Source organism: Litorilinea aerophila (assembly GCF_006569185.2).
GTDB classification, from domain to species: domain Bacteria; phylum Chloroflexota; class Anaerolineae; order Caldilineales; family Caldilineaceae; genus Litorilinea; species Litorilinea aerophila.
Map to the genome: position 1 here is coordinate 1 of NZ_VIGC02000080.1, position 1,571 is coordinate 1,571.

Below are 1,571 nucleotides of genomic sequence, written 5' to 3' on the forward strand. Positions count from 1 at the left end.
TTGGACTTTTGACAACGGAGTCAAAAGACGCAGGTCAAGATTTGCGAAAAAGAAGGAACTGCGCCAGAAGTAGTGCATGGACATCACTCGACACACTACCGCTCTGGAGCAGTTCCGGTGCACATTGTACCAGAACTTTGAGAATCGAGCCGATACGCTGATGGAACTGGTGGATGCCATGTGCAGCTATCCAGAGGCAGACGCTGTGGTCGCCTACAGCCTGGCGCCGGTGTTTCGGCGCAGCTATTCCGCCATCTCGAAGGCACTGACGGAGATGCGCATGGCGGAGCTGGCACTGCCCTATCTGCTGCTTCCGCATCTGCCACGTCCGCGGCAGCGTCCCTTCTGGCTGTTGATGGTGGATGTGACGCCACAGCCGCGCCCGTATGCGCAGGTCCTGCCAGACCGGGGGATGGTTTATGCACCGACAGTCGTGAAAGGCAAGGCACCCGTGACCATCGGGCATCAGTATTCAAGCGTAGCCTTGGGGCTGGAGCCGGAAGAGGGTGTCTCCGCCAGTTGGGTCTTGCCGTTGCTGACCACGCGCGTCGCCACAGACGCTGACAAAGAGATGGTAGGGGCAGAACAAATCGATGCCCTGCTCGCAGACCCTGCCTTACCCTTTGGCCAGGAGTTGTGCGTAGCGGTGGGAGACACCAGCTACAGCAAGCCGCTCTACCTGCACGCACACCGGCGCCATCCGCATCTTGTCACCATCGCCCGTGTGCGCAGCAACCGCACCTTCTATCATCAGGATGTGCCCCAAGAAGGTGAGCAAGCCGGTCGGGGACATCCCACCTGGTACGGCGACAAGTTCTCGCTCTCGGACCCCGAGACGTGGACGCCGCCCGATGAGACGCAGACGCTTTGGGAAACCAGTCGCCGGGGCAAGAAGCACCGAGTCGAGGTCCAGTCGTGGCACAACCTGTTGATGCGGGGCAAGAACAAGCCCCAACGGCTGCCCATGCATCTCTACCCATTCACGCTGGTGCGCATGGTGCGCTACGACGAGGAGGGGAATCCGCTCTACAAGCGCCCCCTGTGGCTGCTGGTCATGGGCGACAGACGAGACGAGTTGACGCTGATGCACATCGTTGATGCCTACGCAGAGCGCTTCGATCTGGAGCATTTTTTCAGGTTCGGCAAGCAGAAGCTCTTGATGGCAGACTTCCAGACGCCGGACCTTGAGCCAGAAGAGAACTGGTGGCAACTGACACACATCGCCTATGCCCAACTCTGGATGGCTCGCCACGTTGCCGAGGCATTGCCCCGTCCCTGGGAGCGCAACTTGCCTGTCATGAAGCAACGCCGTCTCTCACCCACGTTGGTGCAGCGAGACTTCGGACGCATTATTCAGCAGTTGGGGACACCGGCCCAGCCGCCCAAACCTAGAGGTATCTCTCCAGGTCGGCGCAAGGGCACGAAATTGCCTCCACGGCCACGCCAAAAGGTCGTGGTCAAGAGCCAAAACGCTGCCAAAGCGGCCTGATCTTGGCTCGATTGCTCAATTGTAAAGGTGCTGTCTCAACTCAACACTCGTTGAGGCACTTGCTCATTGTCAAAAGTCGAAT

General features: G+C 59.2%; 1 protein-coding gene. It reads left to right on the forward strand.

All coding sequences use genetic code 11. The features are described from left to right. The first annotated feature begins 76 nt into the window (after positions 1–76). On the forward strand, positions 77–1,489 hold the full coding sequence (locus FKZ61_RS23680) for a transposase (protein ID WP_141612637.1): 1,413 nt from the start codon (positions 77–79) through the stop codon (positions 1,487–1,489). Positions 1,490–1,571: the final 82 nt, after the last annotated feature.